Here is a 20,901-nt window from a genome sequence, read left to right as displayed (position 1 = left end):
CGCCTTCAATTGTTAGCCTCTTTTTAGCGATTGATGTCAGTACGCATAGCACTGAATGTCGTATTGAATTCAGCCAGTACTGCATCGAGTTTATCCTCAGCAGGTAAATTTTTAGTTTCTCTGATTTCTGTCAATACTTCACTGTGTTGATTGTCTAAGAATATATACAATTGTTTCTCATACTCTTTCAGTGAGCCTACTGGTATAGAGTCAAGGAACCCATGTGTCAAAGCATAAAATATCATGACTTGTTTTTCTACAGCTATTGGGCTGTGCAAGTCTTGTTTCAATACTTCAACAGTTCTTTGACCACGATTCAATTTTGCTTGCGTAGCAGCATCCAAATCAGAACCGAATTGCGTAAATGATTCCAATTCTCTATAGCTGGCTAGGTCCAAACGTAATGTCCCTGAAACTTTTTTCATCGCTTTGATTTGAGCAGATCCACCAACACGAGATACAGAAAGTCCAGCAGCTATTGCAGGTCTGACACCAGAGTAAAATAAATCATTTTCTAAGAATATTTGCCCATCTGTAATGGAAATAACGTTCGTTGGAATATAAGCAGAAATATCTCCTGCTTGCGTTTCAACAAATGGTATAGCCGTCATAGAACCGCCGCCAAGATCATCACTCAATTTAGCTGCTCTTTCTAACAAGCGTGAATGCAAGTAAAATACATCCCCTGGATAAGCTTCACGACCTGGAGGACGACGTAATAATAGCGAAAGTTCACGATAAGCAGCTGCTTGTTTGCTTAAGTCATCAAAAATGATCAAGACATGTTTACCGTCATACATAAACTCTTCGCCCATTGCCAATCCTGAATAAGGGGCAATATATAATAAAGGCGCAGGTTGTGATGCACTTGCAGTGACCACGATCGTGTATTCTAATGCATTGTACCGTCTCAGTGTTTCTACCTGCGAGCGGACAGTTGATTCTTTTTGTCCAATCGCTACATAAATACAAATGGTATCTTTGCCTTTTTGGTTTAAGATTGTATCGATCGCCAAGCTGGTTTTACCCGTTTTTCGATCCCCGATAATCAATTCACGCTGACCTCTTCCAATAGGAACAAGCGCATCGATTGCTTTGATACCTGTTTGCAAAGGTTCTTTTACAGATTGACGTTCCATTACTCCAGGTGCTTCGGTTTCAATTTCACGTGTTCGAGAAGTATGAATTTCCCCAAGTCCGTCAACTGGTTGACCTAGAGGATTGACAACACGTCCGATAAGTTCTTCGCCGACCGGAACTTCCATGATACGTCCAGTACGTCTTACTCTATCGCCTTCACGGATTCCATCAAACGCCCCTAAAATAATGATCCCGACATCGTCTATTTCCAAGTTCTGAGCCATACCATAGACACCGTTTGAAAATTCAACTAATTCACCCGACATGACATTTTTCAAACCAAAAGCTCGAGCTATACCATCTCCTACGTAACTAACTGTTCCGACTTCATCAATAGCCAACTCATTACGATAGCCTTCAATTTGACTTTTTATAAGCGTACTAATTTCATCTGCTTTTTTGCCCATTTACTTCTCACCTCTTTAACTTCATTATTACTAAAGAATCTGTTTTTTTAGTTTTTCAAGATTGAACCGTAAACTGCCGTCAAAGACTTGGTCTTCTGTTTCGATGATGACACCGCCTAGAACTTCCGGCTCAACAATTTCATTGAAAATAACTTTTTTTGCTTTCATTTTTTCTGCAAAAACAGCTGACAATCGATCTCTTTGATCTTTTGTCAAAGGCACTGCAGTAATGACTTTAGCGACTACTGTTCGATTGTGATGATCATAGATTTTCTCAAATTCATTCACAATGTGATTTAGCTCTTCCATTAAACGATATTCATAGATTGTATGAATAAAACTTTTTGTCAATTCAGAAAATTCTTTCGTAAAATCTGCCAATACTTGTTCCTTATTAGCTTTCTCAATAGCTCTATTGTTGAAAAACCTGCCTAAATCAGGGTTATTTTGCATAATTTGACGAACGTCCATTAAATCATTGAACACTGCAGCTAATTGCTCTTTTTCAAGAGCATGCTCGTAAAAAGCACGTGCCATTTGTCCATGATCCATATTTCTATTTAGTTTCATTCGAATCAGCTAACCTTTCAATGAATTCATCAACTAGCTTCGCATGTGTTGCAGTATCTAGTTCTTTTCCAATCAATTTTTCCGCTATTTTAAGAGACAATACACTAACTTCATTTTTAATATCATCTAATGCTTGCTGCCTTTCAAAGGCTATATCCATTTTTGCTTGCTTCTTCATTTGAGCTATCGAATCTTTAGCCTCTTCGATCATTTCTTTTTCCATTCGAGTCGCATTGACTTGTGCTTGTTCAATGAGTTTTGCAGACTCTTGCTGCAGAGCAGCCAATTTATTTTGTTGTTCAGCTACTAGTTCATTAGCTTTTTTCTGGGCTTGTTTTGCTCCATCCAAATCATTAGCTATTGTTTCAGAACGTTTCTCCATCATTTCAGTAACTGGTTTCCACGCGAATTTCTTTAATAATAAAAGTAATATTAAAAAAGAAACAAGTACTACTAATGTGTTACCGGCACTAGTAGCAGATCCTATAACGAGCTGGTTGAACATCATTTATTGCCTCCTCCCATTCCCTTGTCTTACATACCAATTAATTTTATTGGTATGAATTTCCAGATAAATCTTTTTGTTTAAATTGTTTTATTGGAATACGAGGATAAATGCAATAACTACACCCATAATAGGAATAGCCTCTACTAAACCAACACCGATGTACATCAATGTTTGTAATTCACCTTTCATTTCTGGTTGACGTGCAATAGACTCAAGGGCTTTTGAAATAACACGACTTGATCCTAGTGCTGCTCCAATAGCTGCTCCTGCAACTGCGATTGCTGCTCCGATTAAATTCATTCTAATTTCCTCCTCGTTCTTCAACGATTTTTTATTTTATTTGAAAACTATTTAACTTGCTTCAACATATTCTTTGTGTTCCACTGTTTCTTCATGACCGATTTTATGAGAAATGTAGACCATACTTAAAGTGGTAAAAACAAACGCTTGAATACTTCCTATAAACACAGAAAAACCTTGCCATGCAATTTGGAGTGGCACTCCCACAAGCCAAGTCACTGCACCAAAACTATTCGCCAAGCTGGCAATTAAACCAATCAGGATTTCTCCTGCAAATATATTTCCATACAAACGTAAAGCGAGTGTCAACGTATTTGTAAATTCTTCAAACAGTTTTATGGGCAGTAAGAACGGTACGGGACGTATATAACTATTTAAGAAATAATTTTTGAACCCTTGCTCTTGAACCCCGAAGAAATGCGACATCAAAATAACCATCATCGCCAACGATAAAGTTACGATTGGATCAGCAGTAGGACTCTTCCACCATTGAATGTCGTCTATCACTAACACTAAAGGCAAGCCCACCATGTTAGAAACAAATACGAATAAGAACAACGTAAAACCAAGGAGTTTAAATCGGTCCCCACGTTTCCCAGGAATTGACGTTGATACAATATTGTTTACGAAATCGATAACCCACTCGATAAAATTTTGCTTTCCTGTCGGCTTTAGTTGTAAATTGCGCGTACAAATAAACACAACCAAAAACACAATGATGCACGATGCAACTGTCACTAATACAGTGGTAAGATCAAATGTCAGGCCCATAAATTCCCTAGTCAGAGTTTCGTGTTCCAATACTTTCACCTTCTTTCTCAAGAATCCATCTTTATAATCAAAAAAATTCCAGCAGAAAAGAAAAACTCTCAAATCAGGCTCTCTTCTCCCAGACAATTGTCATCATACCACCAAGTGATTTTAATTTCAAAGAAATTATGTGAATATGTTTTAATTCTATCAAATTACTTGTACAAAAGGCTTTTTAAGCAACTACTCACTTGCTTTTCACAAACTTTTGAAGCGCTTCCTATTGGTAGAGTCAAAAAACCAGAAATCCTTTTGACGGATTTCTGGTCTTAATTTTCTGATTATAGCGTTCCAAACAAGCGGTCGCCTGCGTCACCTAGACCAGGCAAAATGTATCCATTCTCATTCAATTTTTCATCTAAAGAAGCTGTATAAATATCTACATCAGGATGAGCTTCTTGTAAAGCTTTGATACCTTCTGGGGCAGCTACCAGACACACAAATTTAATAATCGTAGCTCCACGTTTTTTCAACGAATCGATTGCAGCAATCGCTGAACCTCCCGTTGCTAACATTGGATCCACCACTAGTAATTGACGTTCTTTGATATCCGACGGCAATTTCACAAAATATTCTACCGGTTCGAATGTTTCATGATCACGATACATTCCTACATGACCTACTTTAGCTGCTGGGATCAAATCAAGCATCCCGTCTACCATCCCTAGACCAGCTCGTAAAATCGGAATAATGGCTACTTTTTTACCAGCAATTTCTTTTTGAACACTTTTAACTAAAGGTGTTTCAATTTCAACATCTTGTAACGGCATATCTCTCGATACTTCATATGCCATTAAGCGGGCGATTTCATTAACCACTTCTCGAAAAACCTTAGTCCCTGTATTTTTATCTCTGATAATCGTTAACTTATGTTGGATTAAAGGATGATCCATTACTTCAAGTTTTGCCATTTTATTTGCCCCCTTGGTTATTATGTTCAAACATGCCAATTATACATGAACTTTCATCACTTTACAAAGAAATAATTGATTTAGTCTTGCTAATTTTAGATCCCATTCCTCTTTTACAAAACTACTGTACAATAAAACAGCAGCTCACTCAATTAATAAGAGTGAACTGCTGTTTAAACACCTCTATCTCGTCTACAATCTTCTTCAGAGCGTTATAAGAAACAGCTCTAGTTTTCCAAGTACAATGGTCTTTTTGTCGTCAATTGGCGTACTTCTTTTCGAATAGTTTCCAGTTTTTCAGTATGGTCTTTTGCCTCTAGAGTTTCGATGATTAGTCTTGCCACTTTCTTTGCATCTTCTTCGTCGAACTGACGGGTAGTGATTGCTGGCGTTCCGATTCGAATACCGCTTGTTTTAAAAGGACTCAACTCTTCAAATGGAATCGTATTTTTATTAACCGTTATCCCTACTTCATCTAGCAGCTTTTCAGCTTGCATTCCATTCAATGCAAAATTTCTAACATCCAGCAGCAATAGATGGTTATCCGTTCCTCCACTGATCAGTCGCGCTTTAGACGAAAGAAAAACTTCAGCCATAGCTTGAGCATTTTTAACAACGTTCTTTGCGTACACACCAAAGTCAGGCTGCATTGCTTCTTTTAGTGCAATGGCTTTTCCAGCAATGACATGTTCTAAAGGACCGCCTTGAATGCCGGGGAAAATAGCGCTATTCAATTTTTTCGCAAACGCTTCTTTAGCTAAAATCATTCCTCCACGTGGTCCGCGTAGCGTTTTATGCGTCGTTGTCGTTACGACATCTGCATAAAGAATAGGACTTTCGTGAACACCAGCAGCTACTAAACCGGCAATATGTGCCATATCGACCATGAAATACGCGTTTATTTCATCAGCGATTTCACGGAATGCCTTAAAATCAATGGCTCTAGGATAAGCACTGGCACCTGCAATAATCAACTTTGGCTTATGTTCCATCGCTAAACGACGAACTTCTTGGTAATCGATTTGCTCAGTGTCTTTGTCTACTCCATAAGGGACAAAGTTGTACGTTTTTCCACTGAAGTTTACTGGAGAACCGTGTGTAAGATGACCTCCATGTGTCAAATCCATTCCCAAAACTACATCTCCGTGCTCCAATAAAGCATTGTAAGCCGCCATATTTGCACTTGATCCAGAATGAGGCTGAACATTGGCATACTCAGCACCAAATAATTTCTTCGCACGATCAATGGCTAAATTTTCTACTACATCAATGTACTCACAACCGCCATAATATCTTTTTCCCGGATAGCCTTCAGCGTATTTATTCGTTAAGATACTTCCTTGAGCAGCCAGTACAGCTTCGGAAACAAAATTCTCTGATGCAATCAACTCAATATTTTGTTCTTGGCGTTGTTTTTCTTGTCCAATCGCTTGAAACACTTCTTCATCCCATAATTTACCCTTCATCTCAGCCACATCCCTTTAGTTCATTCCTGAATTTCTATGTATGATGAGTCCTCATCATTTTTTTTTGTATTCTTAACTCAACATTATATAAAATAATAACAAAAAAATACATAGGAAAAACGATTCCTATGTATTTTCTTTTAATTATGTTCTTTATAGAATTGATTTCCCGCTGCTTTTTTCAATCGGTTCATATAAGCTGTTCCAATTCCTGCTTCAGGATAAGCTTGCGCTAAAATCAAACTAGCTTCGGTAGTTTCAAAGTATCGTAATCCAGCATACAGTCTGCGCGAAGCTGAATGGATGTCGTCTATTTCGCCAAGAGAAAAAACAGCAGCAACTTTGTCTTTAAGGGCTTCTACCACTTCATCATCCGCTAATAAACCAACTTTTTCTCCAGTCGATCCATACTGCTTGACAGCTTTTTGAAAAAGCTCTTTATTTCCCTCTACGATGATTACCGGTTCGTTAGGAGAATAATGCTTGTATTTCATTCCTGGAGCTTTTGGCGTCTCTTCACTTGATACCAAGTGCTTATCTACAGACACTTGTCCGATGACGTCTTCCAGCTCACCTTTAGAGATTCCTCCTGGACGAAGAATAGTTGGTTGTTGGGGATCTGTGATATCCAACACGGTTGATTCTAAGCCGACTCCTGTTTCTCCATCATCTAATATTCCGGCAATTTTCCCTTTTAAATCATGGTAGACATGCATAGCCGTTGTGGGACTGGGTTTACCAGATGTATTGGCACTTGGACCAACTAAAGGAACTCCAGCTTCTTTGATCAATTCCAATGTTGCTTCATTTTTAGGCATTCGTATAGCTACACTGTTTAAACCTGCCGTGACTGTATCTGCAAAAACGCCTTCTTTCACTTCAAAAATCAGTGTTAACGGACCAGGCCAAAAGTGTTCCATCAACGTTTCGGCTACTTTCGGCACATTTTTCACGTAATCATACACTTCTCCTATAGACGCTACATGAACGATTAACGGATTGTCGCTTGGACGTCCTTTTGCTTGATAAACGTTTTTTACAGCTTGATCGTTCATTGCATCTGCTCCTAATCCATAAACTGTTTCAGTAGGAAAGGATACCAATTCACCTTTTTTGATCAATGCAGCAGCTTCTTTGATTTCTGACTGTTGAAAAACTCTTGTTTCCACACATTTGCCTTCTTTCTTTTCTTTTGCAACTCATTTACTTGTTTTTTACGTCTTTCAAGTTAAAGCGGTTCAAGTTTGGACAGAGATTAACCGATCTAACCCGCTCAAATCTTTCTCTATTTGTACTAGAGCTTCAGGAAAAGCTTTTTGGAATAATTCCTTGACCGCTTCTCCTTGTTGATAGCCGATTTCTAAATAGATTTTCCCGTTCGGATTCAATAATCTTGGCAACTCTTTTGCTAACCGCTGGTAAATAAAAAGTCCGTCGTTTTCAGCAAATAAAGCCATAGGAGGTTCATAATCCAATACGCTTTGATCCATCACGTTTTTTTCATGTTCTCCTATATAAGGTGGATTAGATAGAATCACATCAAATTTTTCGTCCTTCACAGGAGCCGCTAAGTCTCCTTCAAGAAACCGGACCGCTACTCCATTTGCCTCAGCGTTCTCTTTCGCAACAGCTAATGCTTTAGGCGAAAGATCCGTTCCCGTCACATCATCATTTGGTCGCTGTTTCTTCGCTACAATCGCAATGGCTCCTGTGCCTGTTCCGATGTCTAATACTTTTAACGAATCGTCTTGTTTTGTTTGTTGTAAAAACTTGTCTACAATTTCTTCCGTTTCAGGTCGAGGAATCAACGTGTCATGGGTCACTTTTAATTTCAAGTCATAAAACCATTCATATCCCAGTATATGCTGAATAGGTCTTCCTCCGCCATGTTCCGCTACATCTTCGATCAATTGGCGCTTGCTATCGGACGGCATTTCTTCATTCAAATGCAATACAAAATCTGTTCGGTTCCATTGTTGTCGTTCCATCAATAATCGTTCAGCTGCGATACCTTCTTTGCCGCTGGCTTCTAAAAAAGAAGAAGCCCACTTAAGGACTTCTCTATAGGTTGAATTAGTATTCATTATTCTGTAATTGCTCCATTTTTGAAGTTTGGTCGTACAGCACTAATGCATCGACCACTTCATCTAGTTTTCCAGATAAGATTTGATCTAGTTTTTGAATCGTCAATCCAATTCTATGATCTGTGATCCGGTTTTGAGGGAAATTATACGTTCTGATGCGCTCTGAACGGTCTCCCGTTCCAATCGCTAATTTACGCTCAGCATCATATTCATTTTGAGCTTCGCTTTGTAACTGATCGTATACACGCGCACGCAATACTTTCATCGCTTTCTCTCTATTCTTTATCTGAGAACGTTCATCTTGCATCGCAACTGCAATACCTGTTGGAATGTGTGTCAATCGAACAGCAGATGCTGTTTTGTTGACGTGCTGTCCACCAGCACCACTTGCATGATAAATATCTATACGGATATCATTGTCTGCGATATCCAACTCTACTTCTTCCGCTTCCGGCATAACAACAACAGTTGCTGTAGAAGTATGGATACGTCCTTGGGACTCTGTTTGCGGAACACGTTGAACACGGTGTGCACCATTTTCAAATTTTAATTTTGAATAAACGTTTTGTCCTGTAATCATTAAAGTGATTTCTTTATATCCGCCAATACCTGTGATGTTGGCATTCAGAACTTCAGTCTTCCAACCTTGAGATTCAGCATAACGTTGGTACATATTGAATAAATCTCCAGCAAATAATTGAGCTTCATCTCCGCCGGCTGCTCCACGAATTTCCATAATGATGTTTTTGTCATCATTTTCGTCTTTAGGCAGCATCAAGATTTTGATTTTTTCTTCATATTCTTCTCGCTCAGCTTTTAAGCTAGCCAATTCTTCCTTAGCCATTTCAGCCATTTCAGCATCCAATTTTTCTCTCAGCATCTCTTCAGTTTCTTCTATGCCTTGTTGGATCTCTTTGTATTTCAAATAAGTCGTAACGGTCTCACGAAGGTTACCCTCTTCTTTAGAGAGTTTCATAAAACGTTTCGTATCGGAAATTACTTCCGGATCACTTAACATTTCATTTACTTCTTCATAGCGTCCGACCACACTTTCTAACTGATCAAACATGTCAATTCCTCTTTTCTAATTTCTTAAATTATCTTTGGTAATCAGCGGATGATGGTAATGTTTCCGGCATACAGGGTAATATGCTTCGTTTCCGCCGATCTGAATCTGCTCTCCAGTATAAACTGGCTTGCCGTCTACAACACGCATATTCATGATAGCTTTTTTGTGACAATACCAGCAGATAGTTTTCATTTCTTCGATCTTATCTGCGTACAATAATAAGTATTTTGAGCCTTCAAACAGTTCATTTTGGAAATCATTTTTCAACCCGAACGCCATAACAGGAATATTCAGTTCATCCACTATTTTCGTTAATTGAATGATGTGGTCTTTTGTTAAAAATTGCGCTTCATCCAACAGCACACAAGCCGGTTCATAGTCCAACTCATTGACGACTTCTAAAATATTTGTTTCTTCAAAAATGGCTATCCCGTTCCGGCGTAACCCAATACGGCTGGATACTACACCAATAGCGTCTCGATCATCGATACCACTTGTCATAATAATAACAGGTTTATTTTGTTCTTCATAATTATGTGCGACTTTTAAAATTTCAATCGTTTTACCACTGTTCATTGCGCCGTACTTAAAAAATAATTGAGCCATCCGATATATCCTCATTTCTCTCCTAAGAATCCTTTAAAATTATACTGTAAATCAACTTAAAGTACAAGATACGATTCAAAGACCTTGTCCTTTTAACTGCAAGCAACCATTTGTTCAAAGACATCCCATTCCTGCTTGTTCTTTATAGATTCCCCAAATCATTCGGCTTCATTCAATAAAAGAGCAGAGAAATTTATTCTCTGCTCTTTCGTTTGTTCACTTGTTTGTTACAACTTTTCTCCTGGAGTTGAAGCAATCAGTTGTAAAGTTCCATCTATAGACCAAGCTTTTAAATCATTTGGCAAAATAAAATGCATGCCTTTTTTCAACTCATAAGATTGAGTATCATCTATGACTAATTCACCTTCTCCATCCAGTACACTCACTAAAGTATAAGGTGCAGTTTGAGCAAACGTTGCTACGCCATTGACTTTCCATTCATAAACATTGAAAAATTCATTTTCAACGAATGTAGTCATCTGGATATTGCTAGAAGTTTCTGTTTTTACTGATGAATCAGGATTTTGACTAGGGACGGTTGTTACATCGATTGATTGCTGCAAATGCAGTTCTCTTCCTTGTCCGCTGTCGTCTTTACGGTCATAGTCATATACTCGATAAGTGGTATCACTGGATTGTTGTGTTTCCAGTATCATGATTCCCCCGCCGATAGCATGAATCGTTCCGCTGGGCACAAAGAAAAAATCGCCTTTTTTCACTGGAATACGCTGCAGCAGTTCATCCCATTTTCCATTTTGAATCAGTTCAGTCAACTCTTCTTTGGTTTTAGCATGATGACCGTACACGATTTCTGAACCTTCATCAGCATCAATCACATACCAGCATTCCGTTTTTCCAAGTTCTCCTTCATGCTCTAATCCATACGCATCATCAGGATGAACTTGGACAGACAGGTCTTCTGCCGCATCTAATATTTTAGTCAATAAAGGGAAAACGTCGCCCTCCGCATGGCCAAAAACATCACGATGCTGATCCCAAACTTCAGTCAACGTCAGTCCTTTATAAGGTCCGTTGATCACTTTGCTTGGTCCATTTTTATGTGCACTGATGGCCCAACACTCGCCCACTTTATCACTGGGGAGGTCATATCCAAACGCTTCTTTTAATTTAGTTCCGCCCCAAATTTTTTCTTGCATAACGGGTTCTAAGATTAATGGTTCTATCACTGCATTTCCTCCTGCTTCTACTCTATAATAATAAACCTTGTCCTCACTTCTCCAGTTTAGCACATTTGTAAACGTTTCAAAATGATATGTTACTATAAATTTTTAATTTTGTTCTTTTCTCTTTTCTTTCAAATAGATATCGATCAACATATCTCTTTTTTCTAAGTAAGTCGGTGTATGACTTTTTGGGTGAACTCTGTTGGATAAAAAAACGAACGCTTTTTGTTCCAGAACATCGATTAAGATAAATGTCCCAGTGAAACCTGTATGAAACAGAATAGGATGATCTTTATTTCCTTTTAGATTCCAACCTAATGAACGCCATAAATCTCCAGTCGGAGTCCAATCTTTCAACAATCCTTCTACGGTTTTTTCTTTCAACACCCTCACTCCGTTGCTTTCTCCTTTGTTTAACATCATTTGTGCAAAGGTTAGGCAATCTTTTAAAGAAGAAAAAAGACCTGCACTGCCACAGTGACCCTTCAATACAAAAGCTTTCGGGTCATGAACTTCTCCGCGAATCAACCCTCTTTTTGGGTGAAGTTCAGTAGGAGCACATTGATTCACATCTGTTGGTTCAAAGGTTGAGTCCTCCAGTTTTAAAGGTTGGAGGACTCTTTTATTAAATACTTGTTGTAAAGGCAGTTGTTCGATTTTTTCAATTATGAAGCCTAATAAAATCATTCCAGTATCAGTGTAAACCACTTCTTTTCCCCTATTTTCTCCTACTGGAAGCTGCACTAAAGATTGTTTTAATTCTGAAGCAGATAAAGCATCTCGATTTGGAATGTATCCATTGATAGCCGAAGTATGCGTCAGCAAGTGACGAATTGTCACTTCAGAAGAAGAGTATTCAAGCAAATGCTGTTGGACAGGATCATCCACAGCGATTTTTCCCTCCTCAATCAACTGTAAAATGACAGTCGTCGTCATCATGACTTTTGTTAAAGAGGCTACATCGTACAATAAACCTGGTTTGATGGCTTCTTCTTCAGGAAAAATCGCCGCTAAGCCGTCTAAGTAATGTTGTACGTCATTTCCTTCGATGAAGGCATAACTAGCCCCTGGCATAATCCCTTCTTGAATCAACGATTGAATAGCTTTTCTAGTTTTTGGATACATTTTTTCACCTTTTCTTGTTCTTTTAAAAATAGTCGTATAACTGTGGATCTCCTTGTGGTATTCTTTCAGCTAATTCTGCTGCACAAGCCGTTGAGCTGATCAATTTTTCATGAAATTTCAACTCTTCTATAGTTCGATAACCCAAGAACAGCTGTGTCCAAGTTTGAATGGAAGCGGATAAAAAAGCAGCTTCTTTTATTTCTGTTCCCATAGCCAGCTTGGTTACTTTTCGACCTGTATTTCTCAGTTCTACTTTCCAGATTCCATTATTCCAATCAGCTAAGCGATCTTTGACTTGTAAATAAAAAGTTGTTTGTGCTTTTTCTTTAAAAGGATAGCGCATCAAGAAAGATTCGATGTTCACGATCCTCGCCATCATGAAAGGATCAACTTCTTTTTTTATGGTCTGTCTTGGAAACAACTCCATAATGTATTCATTCTCTGCTGTCTTATACTGAACGGTTTTAAACGTGCTCTGATGAGACGCTACAAATTGCCATAACGCAGTGTACGCATCTGCCGTTAAATAAACCATTTCATCTATTATAAAATCAGTTGATGTTTTGTCTCCAAAATGATACGACAAATATCCTTTTGCTTCATCATTGTTGTCTTTATAAATAGCTAATTTTTGTTTATTTGGATTCGAAAATTTTTGCTGCCACATCCATTCCGCTCTTTTTAGCGGTCCAACTGAATGGTGATACTTTTCAAGATAAATATTCGTTATCGTTTCTTTTTCTTGTTCCCATTTTACTCGACTAACCTGTCCTGGGTATTTTTTTGTTTTTGGCATGTAACTTGTATCAATCGTGTAAGAAGCTGTATTGAAGGCTACTTCATAACCGAATTTACGGTAAAAAGGATACGAAAAAGGATCTAAATAAGAAAGTACCATCCCTTCACTGTTCATATAATCTAATGAAGCAGCAAACAACTTTTTGATGTTGCCCATCCCCCTGGTTTCTGGATAGCTAGAAACATATGAAATTCCGCCCATAGACATTGTTTCTCCATGAAACAAGACTTCTAAAGGCAGTACAAGCATTTGACTCTTTAGTTCATTTTGCTGGTAGATCCCAAACGTATTTGAATGGTTAAAAACCGTACGAAAATTTGCTTTCCTTTCTGTCGTATTTGGTACGTTGAAAGCATAAATAGCTAAAGCATAAGCTTCTTCGAAATGATCTTGCGGGACATTCCTTACTTTACTCATCTGACTTCGCCTCTTTCTCTATGCCGTATTCTTTTTCTTTTATGGTAGCACATTTTCTTTGAACCTAGTTAATGAGAAGGACTTATTTCGTTCAGTTATCCTAAAAAAAATATTCTGCAGAAAACCCAGCGTGTTGCTTTTTCTGTTGGTTTATTCTCTTGTCCAGTCAATTTTTTGAGCTTACAAATCGACTTCTTATCTAACAAAAGACTATACTAATGATATATAAATCGGAAAAAATGGAAATCAATAGTCTGGAGGTGAGTATCATGCCAAAAACATTTCGTCCTATTTTGTTTCAAGGGAACACTGAAAAAAAAGTTTATTTTGAGGGTTGGTATTATAAACAAGTGACTAAAGATGAAACAGAAATGATCAGTTTCATTCCAGGTATCAGTTTAAACGAAACGGACAAACATTGTTTTGTTCAATACATTTCAGTGACCAAAGATCATAACCACCTTCCCGTGATCAAAACGGATTATTTTCCTTATCCGATCGATCAATTTATTACGCGAGATGAACCTTTTCAAGTACAGATTGGTCCAAATGTTTTTTCTGAAAAAAAAGTTGCAATTCACTTAACTAAAGAAGGCACTAAAATCAAAGGTTCTTTTTCTTTGCACAATTTGCATCCTATCCAAAAGACATGGTTAAATCCTACCATTATGGGACCATTGAGTTATATTCCCAACATGGAATGCAACCATGGCGTAATCAGCATGAACCACTCTATTAATGGTTATGTGAAAATCAATAATCGTGTGATCGACTTCACAGGCGGAAAAGGCTATTTTGAAAAAGATTGGGGAACTTCTTTTCCAAAAGAATACATGTGGATTCAAAGCAACAACTTTAAGGATCCTACGACAAGCTTGTTCTTTTCTGTGGCAAATGTTCCATTGATGAAGTTAAACCTTGAAGGCTTTATCTGCAATTTGGTGATGCAAGGAAAAGAATATCGGTTTGCAACTTATAATAGAAGCAAGATGACCATTCAACGATTGTCTTCTACTGAAATAAAAATCATTCTGGAGAATAAAAATGCTCGCTTGACCATTGTCGCTCGTCCTGATAAATTTGGTGAATTGACTGCACCCCAAAATGGAGTAATGGGTAAAAAAGTCAAAGAAGGCTTCTCAGATCATTTGCACATTACTTTAGAGAATTTTCAAGCCCCATTTGTTTATAAGGATGACGGAAAAATGGCTGGAATTGAAGTAGTCGGATATCAAATGACAGACTGAAACATAACACCATTCTTTTAGTACTAGAATAAGTTCCATTAAAAAGAAGACCGTTCAGCCTAAAGATGGCTGAACGGTCTTCTTTTTGTTAAGCAGTTTCTGATTGAGCGAATTGAGCGTTGTAAAGATTAGCGTAAAACCCATTTTTCGCCATCAACTCATCATGATTTCCGGTTTCAATCACGTCTCCTTGATCCATAACGATGATCTTATCTGCATCACGAATAGTCGATAATCGATGGGCTACCACAAAGCTGGTTCTGCCTTTCAGCAACTTCGCCATCGCTTTTTGAATCAATACTTCAGTACGCGTATCCACACTGGAAGTAGCTTCATCAAGAATGAGTATCTCTGGATCTGCATAAAATGCGCGGGCAATGGTCAGCAATTGACGCTGTCCTTGAGAAATGTTACTAGCTTCTTCATTCAAAACAGTATCGTATCCATGCGGCAGCTTACGGACAAAGTCATCGACATGAGCAGCTGCTGCTGCTTCAAAAACTTTTTCTTTCGACTCATTTGCTTCTTCGTTGCCGTATTGAATATTTTCTAAAATTGTACCGTTAAACAACCACGTATCTTGCAATACCATAGCAAAATGAGAACGCAATTCTTCTCTCGTGATGTCTCTAGTGTCTACACCGTTCAGCTTGATGCTGCCGCCCTTGACGTCATAGAAACGTTGCAGCAAGTTAATCAACGTCGATTTCCCTGCGCCAGTAGGCCCAACAACAGCAATCATTTCGCCTTCTTTAACATCTAAGTTGAAATCTTTCATCAACAATGGTTCATCAGGTCCACCATAACCAAACTGCACATGTTCAAATTGAATCTTATACGGCGAGTTTTGAAGAGGTTGGATGTTTGATTGCTCCAAATTCATCTCGGGTTCATCCAAGACTTCAAATACACGTTCTGCTGATGCTACTGTAGCTTGAATCGTATTAGACAAGTTAGCAATATCTCTCATTGGCTGAGAGAATTGGTTTACGTATTGTAAGAAAGCTTGTACGTTCCCGAGTGTCATCGTGCCATTTGCTACATTGATCCCACCTAATACCGCTACTGCTAAATACCCGACATTACGTGCAAAAGAAATCAATGGCATCATAAGCCCTGTCAAAAATTGCGCTCTCCACGATGCTTCATAATAAGATTCATTTTGCTTCTCAAATTTTTCAATTTCTGTTTCTTCATGATTGTAGATTTTTACGACCGCATGTCCAGAATAAATTTCTTCTACCTGATCATTCAAGATCCCTAATTCTTTTTGCTGTTTAGCAAACATTTTTTGAGCTCTAGGGGCAATAACTCCTACAAAAATCCCGCTCAAAACGACAATAATCATGGATACCACAGTCAATTGCAGACTGATGCTCAACATCACCGACAAAACGGCAACAAATTGCACGACACTTTGAACGAACTGAGTCAATGACTGTTGCAATGTATTGGCAATTTGGTCCATATCATTCACGGCCCGTGACATGATGTCTCCATTAGAATGCGTATCGTAATAGCTGATCGGCATACGACTCATTTTTGCTTTTAAATCTTTTCTCAAATCATAGACTGTTCGTTGTCCGATACGCGCCATAGTGAACTGTTGAAAGTAATTAAATAGACCAGCTGATATATAGAGGATAAAAACCATTACTAAAATTTCACCAATCAAATCAAAGTTGATCGGCAGCACATCTACTGTCTGTCCGGCTTCTCTCAAGGTCATTCCTTCTTGATATCCTCTAAATATTTCGGTCGTTGCTCTACCCAGCATCTTAGGGGTCAACGTGGTGAAAATTGTTGCGGCAATCGTTAATACCAGTACTAATAGCACTCCCCAGATTCGATTTGCCATGTATGTCATCAATCGTCTTAAAGTGCCCCAGAAATTTTTCGCTTTTCTTGGGCTTAGACCGCCTTTATTCTGCGAACTGTTTTTCATCAGATCTCGTCTCCTTTCATTTGAGATTCCATAATTTCACGGTACGTTTCACTTGTCTCTTTCAGCTCTTCATGAGTTCCTTTACCTACCATTTTCCCTTCATCCAATACAATGATCAAGTCAGCATCCACTACACTACTGATACGCTGTGCAATGATGATCACGATTGACTCCGTCGTTTCTTTTTTCAATGCAGCCCTTAAGACAGCATCGGTTTTAAAGTCCAAAGCAGAAAACGAATCATCAAACAGTAAAATATCCGCTTGAGATACAAGGGCTCGTGCAATACTTAACCGTTGACGTTGTCCACCAGAAAAGTTTCCTCCGCCTTGCTCAACATGAGCATCCAGACCTTTAGGCATTTTTTCCACGAAATCTTTAGCTTGAGCGATTTCGAGTGCATGCCATATTTCTTCATCTGTAGCGTCAACTTTCCCATATCTCATATTTTCGCGAATGGTTCCCGTAAACAAAACAGCTTTTTGAGGAGCATATCCCATAAGCGTTCTTAAATCACGTTGAGTATAATCTCTAATATCCGTTCCGTTGATTTTTATACTCCCAGACTCTACGTCATAAAACCGCGGAATCAAATTCGCTAATGTAGATTTACCTGAACCTGTCCCTCCAATAATAGCGACAGTTTCACCTTTTTGAACTTTAAAATCAATATCCTCTAATGCCAACTTTTCGGCACCTGTATAACGAAAGTCCACATGACTGAATTCAAACGAAACTTCTTTTTCCGTTGTGATGTCTTTTGCCACTTCCGGATCTAAGATTTTACTTCTCAAATCTAATACTTCGTTGATACGAGCAGCTGAAACTTGTCCACGCGGAATAAACATAAATATAAAAGCCACTTGCATAACACTGATCAGAATCTGCATAGCATACGTTAAGAAAGTTACTAAGTTTCCGACTTCCATTTCCCCAGTGCTGATTAAGCTTCCTCCCAGCCAAATGATCAAGATATTCGTGATACTGATCACTACAGTCATGGCCGGCATCAGGAATGCCATGTAAGTAAAAGCCTGAATCGCTGTGTTTGCAAAGTCTTTATTCGCGGTATCAAAGCGTTTTTCTTCATGTTTGTCTTTTCTAAAAGCTCTCACTACCCGGACACCAGTCAGGCCTTCACGAAAAATCAAATTCAATCGATCTGTTTTTCGCTGCATCGATTTAAAGTATGGCACGGCAAATCGCATGATAATAGCGATCATAATAGCTAGTAATGGAATAGAGATCAAAAAGGCTCGTGCCAATTGAGGTTCCCGAGTAAATGCCAAAATTCCAGCACCCACCATCATAATTGGGGCCATGATCATCATACGCAACATCATCAAAACAACTAATTGAACTTGGACAACGTCATTCGTTGTTCTCGTAATCAAAGAAGCCGTCCCCACTTCATCAAGTTCATCATTTGAAAAATGAGTTACTTTGCGGAAAATTTTGTTTCTCAATCGTTTTCCTAATCCTTGGGACTCTCTTGCAGCAATAAAGACATTCGCAATCGCTCCTGCTATTGCTATAAGTGCAACGATCATCATCTTCAATCCGATGTCTAAAATATAATCGACGTCTCCATTTGCTATACCATTATCAATGATATCCGCTGTTAATGTTGGCAATACTAAATCTCCAGTAACTTGTATGATCATGAATACTACGGCTAAAAATATAGCCCACTTATTCATTCTTTTTGTTAATTTCCACACGCTATTTTTCCCCCGCTTCTGATTTGACTTCTTTTCTGGCCCCATGTTCCAGCCAGTTTAATTTTTGACAAAAATAAAAATGAATCTTTTTTCGAGGACGTTCTTTTGCATATCCTTCTACAATTTCCTGCATCATCATAGAGACGATGAAATTCAGTAAACACAACAGTTCTTCATCCGTATTGGCTTTCAAACGGTTCCGATCTACATGAGAAAAAACAGCTTTTCGTGTTGCGTTCCCTTCTTCGCTTTCTCTCAGCTGCTCTGGAGTCACTTCTTTGCTGGTACGGTAATCCAAATGCAAAAATAATTGCTTAAAAAAGTCCGCATTCGGTGTCTCCATGACGGATGACAACAATTTAGGAAAGTAATGCCTGACCCCTAAAAAAAGATCTCCGTCCGCTTTTTTGATTTCTTCGATAAACAGACGCTGCGAATCTGTTTTAACCAGCTTCATGATATAGAAGAATAAATCTTCTTTATTTTCAAAGTACTGGTAAAAACTTCCTCTAGACACACAAGCCTTCTTTATAATGGTATTAATAGACGCTTGATTCAATGACTTTTCTGAAAATTCTTCCATTGCAGCATCTATCAGTCGATTTCTTTTTTCTTCGCTTAAATTAAAAAAAGTTTGTGTAGGCAAACGAAACCTCTCCTTTCACCCTACAATGTTCGTACAATTTCATACAGCATCCAACAATTATATATGACAACCTGTCATGTTGCAACAAAAAGGCACACAACCCTTTAGAGTTGTGTGCCTTCATCTTTTTAATTTTTCATTTAATCAACAGATTCAATCAGAAGTTTCCGTTTCTTGCATTTGCAGTTTTTCCCGTCTTATGATGTCTTCAGGTCGATAACTCTCTTCATTTTCATATAGACCCGAATAGCTTTGGTACCATTGAAAAATATGCACAACAATGATTTTTAAAATTGCATATCCTGGTATTCCAAATAAGACACCTACCACGCCGAAAAGCTTCCCCCCGGTCAATAGAACAAAAATAATCGTGATGGGATGCATCTTCAAATTAGAACCAAGAATCTGAGGTGAAATGACCCGCCCCTCAATGATTTGTTCAATTGAGAATACAATGATCACTTTGATCAGCATACTTGGCGAGTCGACTAAAGCGACTACCAAGGCTGGAATTGTGGCCAATATTGACCCCAGATAAGGAATAATATTCAAAAATCCAGCTAAAATCCCTAAAGTAGCGGCAAACTCCAACCCAATAATTCCAAATCCACTCCAAAATAGAATACTGACGAAAAGAGCTACCAATAATTGTCCACGAACATATTGACTGATTTGCGCATTCATTTCTGTCATCACTCGATACGTTTTAGCTCGTATCTTCGTTGGTACAAAAGATAAGAAAAACAATGGCAGTCTTTTTCCGTCTCTTAGTAAGTAAAATAAAATGAATGGCATTGTGATCAGCGCGATCACGATGCTCGTAATCGTGCCCACAACACTTCCGATACCTGAAAATGTAGAATCCAGTACAACATTTGCTTGATCAGAAACTGTGTTCATCAGATTTTGATTAAACTCTTGAAACTGTTCTTGGATTTGAGAAAAAATATCGCTTCGGGTTAATCCTTCGATTTGAGTGGTGATGTCGCTCCAATAAGTTGGCCAATTCATCACCAGACTCGCTATTTGAGTTTGAACTAAAGGAATCAGTGTAGTGACGCCCCAGACCAGTAGTCCAGCAATGATTAAAAATACTATAGTGATACCATAAATACGAGGGATCTTTTTATTTTCCATCCAGTCAATGACCGGATTTAACAAGTAATACAGAATAACCGAGAAAATAACCGGCAACCCGATAATTTCTAAAAAATCTCTTACAGGATTCAAGACGTAAGAAACTTTGCTAAAAACAAAAATATTGATCAAGATCAATAGAAGCACTAGTAAAATGGCCACTAGTTTGTTGCTTAAAAACCACCTTTTAAACCAATTGACCATGGCTTTATTATTTTCTGCACTCGGCTCATTTTTCAATACCGTTTTTCCCTCCTCAGTCCGTATGGTTAATCTTTATACGCTATTTCCAATCCCACGCTCAATTCCGGCAATTCAAACGGTGTTAAATAAACACCATTTTCAATACGGTCTTCTTTCGCTTCAGGAGGTTGAGCGAAATTCAATGTCACGTGTCCAATGGAATTCAAATTTGTATTGGCTAAACTTCCGACATCCATGATTTTGTATTCTTGTTCTCCAAACGCAATGGTGCCGCCTATTTTCAACTCAATCAGATCATCCTCAGACACTTTTGATTGAATCACAGATACCTTACGCAATTCCTCTGTTGCTTGTTCTCCAAATAAAATGATCAATGGATCTCTTTTACTGATCGCACTATTACCAATGGCAGTTATTTTTGTAATCAACATGTATTTTATCCCTTCACTTTCCTTCTACTTTTATACTCTGATTTTAGCACATTCCTCCCATCTTTACTAAAGAAGCTTCATCTTTTTGGCAAATCTCCTCCCTTTTGTCCACATTCTTCTAACTAAAAAGAGAAATTTAACTGATTCTCTTGGAATCTGTTTGTAACTGTTTCC

20 protein-coding genes are annotated in these 20,901 nt (G+C 38.3%); 1 reads left to right on the top strand and 19 read right to left on the bottom strand.

Annotated features, from left to right (window positions below; all coding sequences use genetic code 11):
• Positions 1–23 precede the first annotated feature (23 nt).
• The 14 genes from atpA to BM137_RS01595 all read right to left on the bottom strand — a co-directional run bounded on the left by atpA (position 24) and on the right by BM137_RS01595 (position 13,396).
• Complete coding sequence (gene atpA / locus BM137_RS01660; protein WP_092479407.1) at positions 24–1,547, bottom strand: F0F1 ATP synthase subunit alpha; 1,524 nt, start codon at positions 1,545–1,547, stop codon at positions 24–26.
• A 30-nt stretch (positions 1,548–1,577) separates the two neighbouring features.
• Positions 1,578–2,117: an ATP synthase F1 subunit delta gene (atpH, locus tag BM137_RS01655; RefSeq protein WP_092479406.1), complete on the bottom strand. Its 540-nt coding sequence runs from the start codon at positions 2,115–2,117 to the stop codon at positions 1,578–1,580.
• Positions 2,104–2,625: a F0F1 ATP synthase subunit B gene (atpF, locus tag BM137_RS01650; RefSeq protein WP_092479405.1), complete on the bottom strand. Its 522-nt coding sequence runs from the start codon at positions 2,623–2,625 to the stop codon at positions 2,104–2,106. Before atpF ends, atpH begins: the two co-directional genes overlap by 14 nt.
• A gap of 87 nt (positions 2,626–2,712) precedes the next feature.
• A complete protein-coding gene (atpE, locus tag BM137_RS01645; RefSeq protein ID WP_092479404.1) occupies positions 2,713–2,925 on the bottom strand; it encodes a F0F1 ATP synthase subunit C in 213 nt (70 codons plus the stop codon).
• Between the two features lie 51 nt (positions 2,926–2,976).
• Complete coding sequence (gene atpB / locus BM137_RS01640) at positions 2,977–3,726, bottom strand: F0F1 ATP synthase subunit A (RefSeq protein WP_280521779.1); 750 nt, start codon at positions 3,724–3,726, stop codon at positions 2,977–2,979.
• 290 nt (positions 3,727–4,016) lie between these two features.
• A complete protein-coding gene (gene upp, locus BM137_RS01635; RefSeq protein WP_092479403.1) occupies positions 4,017–4,646 on the bottom strand; it encodes a uracil phosphoribosyltransferase in 630 nt (209 codons plus the stop codon).
• Between the two features lie 227 nt (positions 4,647–4,873).
• The gene (gene glyA / locus BM137_RS01630) at positions 4,874–6,112 is read right to left on the bottom strand and encodes a serine hydroxymethyltransferase (RefSeq protein WP_092479402.1); all 1,239 of its coding nucleotides are present in this window, start codon (positions 6,110–6,112) and stop codon (positions 4,874–4,876) included.
• 140 nt (positions 6,113–6,252) lie between these two features.
• Entirely contained in the window at positions 6,253–7,281 is a 1,029-nt protein-coding gene (locus tag BM137_RS01625) for an L-threonylcarbamoyladenylate synthase (RefSeq protein ID WP_092479401.1), read from the bottom strand.
• A 69-nt stretch (positions 7,282–7,350) separates the two neighbouring features.
• Entirely contained in the window at positions 7,351–8,196 is an 846-nt protein-coding gene (prmC, locus tag BM137_RS01620; protein ID WP_092479400.1) for a peptide chain release factor N(5)-glutamine methyltransferase, read from the bottom strand.
• Positions 8,186–9,265 carry a peptide chain release factor 1 gene (gene prfA, locus BM137_RS01615; protein ID WP_092479399.1) on the bottom strand — a complete coding sequence of 360 codons (1,080 nt, stop codon included), beginning with the start codon at positions 9,263–9,265 and terminating at the stop codon, positions 8,186–8,188. The genes prmC and prfA overlap by 11 nt, the downstream gene beginning before the upstream one ends.
• 15 nt (positions 9,266–9,280) lie before the next feature.
• The gene (locus BM137_RS01610; protein WP_092479398.1) at positions 9,281–9,871 is read right to left on the bottom strand and encodes a thymidine kinase; all 591 of its coding nucleotides are present in this window, start codon (positions 9,869–9,871) and stop codon (positions 9,281–9,283) included.
• 227 nt (positions 9,872–10,098) lie between these two features.
• Complete coding sequence (gene manA / locus BM137_RS01605) at positions 10,099–11,058, bottom strand: mannose-6-phosphate isomerase, class I (RefSeq protein ID WP_092479397.1); 960 nt, start codon at positions 11,056–11,058, stop codon at positions 10,099–10,101.
• A 102-nt stretch (positions 11,059–11,160) separates the two neighbouring features.
• Positions 11,161–12,180, bottom strand: coding sequence for a serine hydrolase domain-containing protein (locus BM137_RS01600; protein WP_092479396.1), 1,020 nt, complete (start codon positions 12,178–12,180; stop codon positions 11,161–11,163).
• 22 nt (positions 12,181–12,202) lie between these two features.
• Entirely contained in the window at positions 12,203–13,396 is a 1,194-nt protein-coding gene (locus BM137_RS01595) for a GNAT family N-acetyltransferase (RefSeq protein ID WP_092479395.1), read from the bottom strand.
• A 269-nt stretch (positions 13,397–13,665) separates the two neighbouring features.
• Here BM137_RS01595 and BM137_RS01590 point away from each other — a divergent pair, with 269 nt between their 5' ends.
• Positions 13,666–14,643, top strand: coding sequence for a tocopherol cyclase family protein (locus tag BM137_RS01590; RefSeq protein WP_092479394.1), 978 nt, complete (start codon positions 13,666–13,668; stop codon positions 14,641–14,643).
• 88 nt (positions 14,644–14,731) lie between these two features.
• Here BM137_RS01590 and BM137_RS01585 read toward each other — a convergent pair whose 3' ends face one another.
• The 5 genes from BM137_RS01585 to BM137_RS01565 all read right to left on the bottom strand — a co-directional run bounded on the left by BM137_RS01585 (position 14,732) and on the right by BM137_RS01565 (position 20,727).
• Positions 14,732–16,588 (bottom strand): ABC transporter ATP-binding protein, encoded by a 1,857-nt coding sequence (locus BM137_RS01585; RefSeq protein WP_092479393.1) that lies wholly within the window; start codon positions 16,586–16,588, stop codon positions 14,732–14,734.
• Positions 16,588–18,309 carry an ABC transporter ATP-binding protein gene (locus BM137_RS01580; protein ID WP_092479392.1) on the bottom strand — a complete coding sequence of 574 codons (1,722 nt, stop codon included), beginning with the start codon at positions 18,307–18,309 and terminating at the stop codon, positions 16,588–16,590. The genes BM137_RS01585 and BM137_RS01580 overlap by 1 nt, the downstream gene beginning before the upstream one ends.
• Position 18,310: 1 nt before the next feature.
• A complete protein-coding gene (locus tag BM137_RS01575) occupies positions 18,311–18,955 on the bottom strand; it encodes a TetR/AcrR family transcriptional regulator (protein WP_092479391.1) in 645 nt (214 codons plus the stop codon).
• A gap of 153 nt (positions 18,956–19,108) precedes the next feature.
• On the bottom strand, positions 19,109–20,296 hold the full coding sequence (locus tag BM137_RS01570) for an AI-2E family transporter (RefSeq protein ID WP_092479609.1): 1,188 nt from the start codon (positions 20,294–20,296) through the stop codon (positions 19,109–19,111).
• Between the two features lie 65 nt (positions 20,297–20,361).
• Positions 20,362–20,727, bottom strand: coding sequence for a PTS glucitol/sorbitol transporter subunit IIA (locus tag BM137_RS01565; protein WP_092479390.1), 366 nt, complete (start codon positions 20,725–20,727; stop codon positions 20,362–20,364).
• Positions 20,728–20,901 lie beyond the last annotated feature (174 nt).

Origin of the sequence: Desemzia incerta (assembly GCF_900115825.1) — a bacterium.
Classification (GTDB): Bacteria; Bacillota; Bacilli; order Lactobacillales; family Carnobacteriaceae; genus Desemzia; species Desemzia incerta.
Note: the sequence above shows the minus strand (reverse complement) of the source record. Positions and strands in the feature narration are given on the sequence as shown.

Bases quoted from the DNA above. Each gene is read 5' to 3' on its own strand.
- atpF (WP_092479405.1), bottom strand. From the start codon at position 2,625: ATGATGTTCAACCAGCTCGTTATAGGATCTGCTACTAGTGCCGGTAAC.
- upp (WP_092479403.1), bottom strand. From the start codon at position 4,646: ATGGCAAAACTTGAAGTAATGGATCATCCTTTAATCCAACATAAGTTA.
- atpA (WP_092479407.1), bottom strand. From the start codon at position 1,547: ATGGGCAAAAAAGCAGATGAAATTAGTACGCTTATAAAAAGTCAAATT.
- atpH (WP_092479406.1), bottom strand. From the start codon at position 2,117: ATGAAACTAAATAGAAATATGGATCATGGACAAATGGCACGTGCTTTT.
- glyA (WP_092479402.1), bottom strand. From the start codon at position 6,112: ATGAAGGGTAAATTATGGGATGAAGAAGTGTTTCAAGCGATTGGACAA.
- prfA (WP_092479399.1), bottom strand. From the start codon at position 9,265: ATGTTTGATCAGTTAGAAAGTGTGGTCGGACGCTATGAAGAAGTAAAT.
- BM137_RS01595 (WP_092479395.1), bottom strand. From the start codon at position 13,396: ATGAGTAAAGTAAGGAATGTCCCGCAAGATCATTTCGAAGAAGCTTAT.
- BM137_RS01610 (WP_092479398.1), bottom strand. From the start codon at position 9,871: ATGGCTCAATTATTTTTTAAGTACGGCGCAATGAACAGTGGTAAAACG.
- BM137_RS01585 (WP_092479393.1), bottom strand. From the start codon at position 16,588: ATGAAAAACAGTTCGCAGAATAAAGGCGGTCTAAGCCCAAGAAAAGCG.
- atpE (WP_092479404.1), bottom strand. From the start codon at position 2,925: ATGAATTTAATCGGAGCAGCAATCGCAGTTGCAGGAGCAGCTATTGGA.
- BM137_RS01600 (WP_092479396.1), bottom strand. From the start codon at position 12,180: ATGTATCCAAAAACTAGAAAAGCTATTCAATCGTTGATTCAAGAAGGG.
- BM137_RS01590 (WP_092479394.1), top strand. From the start codon at position 13,666: ATGCCAAAAACATTTCGTCCTATTTTGTTTCAAGGGAACACTGAAAAA.
- BM137_RS01570 (WP_092479609.1), bottom strand. From the start codon at position 20,296: ATGGTCAATTGGTTTAAAAGGTGGTTTTTAAGCAACAAACTAGTGGCC.
- BM137_RS01565 (WP_092479390.1), bottom strand. From the start codon at position 20,727: ATGTTGATTACAAAAATAACTGCCATTGGTAATAGTGCGATCAGTAAA.
- prmC (WP_092479400.1), bottom strand. From the start codon at position 8,196: ATGAATACTAATTCAACCTATAGAGAAGTCCTTAAGTGGGCTTCTTCT.